The sequence below is a fragment of the Paenibacillus cellulosilyticus genome, from assembly GCF_003182255.1.
Lineage (GTDB): Bacteria > Bacillota > Bacilli > Paenibacillales > Paenibacillaceae > Paenibacillus_T > Paenibacillus_T cellulosilyticus.
In genome coordinates this window covers 1-2,862 of record NZ_QGTQ01000061.1, presented here as the reverse complement: position 1 = coordinate 2,862, position 2,862 = coordinate 1, and the positions used below count along the sequence as shown (strand labels likewise).

At 40.4% G+C, this 2,862-nt stretch carries 4 protein-coding genes; all 4 read left to right on the top strand.

The window, feature by feature from the left end; all coding sequences use genetic code 11:
* Window positions 1–174: 174 nt before the first annotated feature.
* Window positions 175–516, top strand: coding sequence for a DUF952 domain-containing protein (locus tag DFQ01_RS30660; RefSeq protein ID WP_110047704.1), 342 nt, complete (start codon window positions 175–177; stop codon window positions 514–516).
* Between the two features lie 257 nt (window positions 517–773).
* Window positions 774–1,217: a GNAT family N-acetyltransferase gene (locus DFQ01_RS30655; RefSeq protein ID WP_110047703.1), complete on the top strand. Its 444-nt coding sequence runs from the start codon at window positions 774–776 to the stop codon at window positions 1,215–1,217.
* A 208-nt stretch (window positions 1,218–1,425) separates the two neighbouring features.
* Window positions 1,426–1,914, top strand: coding sequence for a hypothetical protein (locus tag DFQ01_RS30650; RefSeq protein WP_146216944.1), 489 nt, complete (start codon window positions 1,426–1,428; stop codon window positions 1,912–1,914).
* A gap of 235 nt (window positions 1,915–2,149) precedes the next feature.
* Window positions 2,150–2,584, top strand: a complete 435-nt coding sequence (locus tag DFQ01_RS30645; protein WP_110047701.1) for a GyrI-like domain-containing protein — start codon at window positions 2,150–2,152, stop codon at window positions 2,582–2,584.
* Window positions 2,585–2,862 lie beyond the last annotated feature (278 nt).

Here is a 2,862-nt window from a genome sequence, read left to right as displayed (position 1 = left end):
ACGCATCGGGCCATTCGGCCCTCGGTCCGGCAGAGGGATTTCGGGGAAGAGGAGCAGCCGGACAACCCTGCACTGGCTAAGTCCGTCGGACCCGGCGCATGCGCCCCTTAAGCCAGTGAGGGTTCGTGAATACAAAGACGTTATCTAACATAATTGCTAGAAGGAGAAAACCATATGGCAATAATACATATTACAACACAAGATAGATGGAAAGAAGCAAAGAATAAAGGGCACTACGATCATGAGAGTATAGCAAAAGAAGGGTTTATACACTGTTCTTCACTAGATCAGGTGCTAATAGTGGCCGATAATTTATATAAAGGGCAAGAAGACCTGTTACTTCTTTTAATCGAGGAGGAGAAAGTAAAACACAAAATAATATGGGAAGATCTCTATAACTTAAATGAACTATACCCGCATATCTACGGTGTATTAAATTTAGAAGCAGTAATAAATACATACCTCTTCAAACCAAATCCCGAAGGAACTTTTCAACTCCCAAAAGAACTGAAATGATTATAAGAATAGTAGAGATTGTGTGAGTAAGACGAGGAAGACAATTACGTCAGATAACACCGTATTCACGCATCGGGCCATCCGGCCCTCGGTCCGGCAGAGGCATTTCAGGGAAGCGGATGCAGCCGGACAACCCTGCACTGGCTAAGTCTGACGACCCGGGCGGGCGCCCTTAAGCCAGTGAGGGTTCGTGAATACAAAGACGTTATGAGAAATTCTTGCAATGAGTTATAAAGATCTGTTTGAGGAGAATCCAGATGGAAATAAGAAGAGCTCAGACAAAAGACTTAGAACTGATTTCAGAATTATCAGAAGTATGGGAAAAAGAAGATGTTACCTATGGATTAAAGAAAAATACAACTCAATACTTACAACAATATTTGAATCAAGAATTATGGGTAGTAACGGAAAACGAAATAGTTGTTGGATATTTGCTTGGAGAAGTAAAAAGCAATAATGGACTTTCAGTATTTAAGGAATCAGATAGCTTGTATTTTGAATTAGAAGAGATATATGTACATCCTCAATATAGGGAACAAGGATTTGGAACAGCGTTATTAAAGAGAATGATAGGTGAGGAATTAACTGATCGAGGAATATATAGAATTACAGTTAGCACAGCTAATAAAGATTGGACAAAAGTAATGGATTTTTATAATAAGAACGGGTTTAAAACCTGGACAATGACAATGTTCAAGTAGATTCAAGAAGGCAAGAACTTCTCATAACACCGTATTCACGCATCGGGCCATTCGGCCCTTGGTCCGGCAGGGGCATTTCGGGGAAGCGGGAGCAGCCGGACAACCCTGCACTGGCTAAGTCCGTCGGACCCGGGGCTGGCGCCCCTTAAGCCAGTGAGGGTTCGTGAATACAAAGACGTTAGGTGAAATTCAAGAAAGGACGATTTAAGTGCCAGATTATGATCTTTATGTTTTATCATCGTTAAGAGATAGAAACTCACTGAATAACTTTATTAATAGATTTTCTGATAGACAGTCCTGTGAAGACCTAAAAGATGAAGAACTTATGATACTTCCCCATGGAATTTCGGATGATGTAAGTACTAATTTTGATGAGTACGATTGGGTTCCAGCGGTTGATATTTCGAATGTTGTTGAAATTGGGATGAAGAAACCTTTCAAGGGGTTTCGTTTTTATTTGAATTCAAAGGAAGACTACATTAGTAAATTAATTCTTTCATTTACTACAGATGGATATGTAATTTATGGTCTATCAATCGATTCTGAATTGAAGGATGTAGCCAATCTTAGGAATGTACTTAATGATTTATTTAATGATTTTCAAGGCATTAGTGGTGGGATCTTTTTGGAAGAGTCAGCTCCTCTTAGTTCAAAGCGGTTTCTAGATATGTTAGATCAATCGGAAGAACGTATTTAAGGTTAATCGGGAAGTCTTGAACTTCACCTAACACCGTATTCACGCATCGGACCATTCGGTCCTCGGTCCGGCAGAGGGATTTCGGGGAAGTGGGAGCAGCCGGACAACCCTGCACTGGCTAAGTCTGACGACCCGGGCTGGCGCCCTTAAGCCAGTGAGGGTTCGTGAATACAAAGACGTTAGCTGAAACACCACGAAAACTTATAAAAACCCAAAAAAAAGACGGAGGTATTACATGAAACCTGAGGTTTATGAATTTCAAGAGAAGAAAGTAATTGGAATTGGAAGCATAGAAAATCCTACAAAGCCTGGATATTTTTGGCCTATTTTGTTTTCTAGAATTCAAGAAATACAGGGTCGTAAGAATTCTCCTGAAACTCTTGGAGTTATTAAGAGAAATGAACCAGGCTATTTAGCGGGGATAGAAGTTGAAGAAATAATAGAAATTCCAGAAGGTATGTTTTCTTATGTGATCCCAGCTGGTCAGTATATTGGAATGACTCATAAAGGCCCGTTAAGTAAGATTGGTGAAACATTTTATATCCTTATAGATTGGCTAGCATTAAATAATTTTGAACAATATGACATTGTATGTTTTGAAGTCTATGATGAAAGATTTAAAGGTGAAGACCCAGAAAGTGAATTCGATTCTTACATTCAAATTAAATGATTTGTGAAGGATAACTCTAAGAAGTGTGGTGCATCAGCTAACACCGTATTCACGCATCGGGCCATCCGGCCCTCGGTCCGGCAGAGGCATTTCGGGGAAGTGGAAGCAGCCGGACAACCCTGCACTGGCTAAGTCTGACGACCCGCGCTGACGCGCTTAAGCCAGTGAGGGTTCGTGAATACAAAGACGTTAGCTGAAATCATTGTGTTCAAAATACCATTTAAGGAGTTGATGCTAATGACAGAAGACATTTTGATTCAACTAATTCGAAATAATGA

Bases quoted from the DNA above. Each gene is read 5' to 3' on its own strand.
- DFQ01_RS30655 (WP_110047703.1), top strand. From the start codon at position 774: ATGGAAATAAGAAGAGCTCAGACAAAAGACTTAGAACTGATTTCAGAA.
- DFQ01_RS30645 (WP_110047701.1), top strand. From the start codon at position 2,150: ATGAAACCTGAGGTTTATGAATTTCAAGAGAAGAAAGTAATTGGAATT.
- DFQ01_RS30660 (WP_110047704.1), top strand. From the start codon at position 175: ATGGCAATAATACATATTACAACACAAGATAGATGGAAAGAAGCAAAG.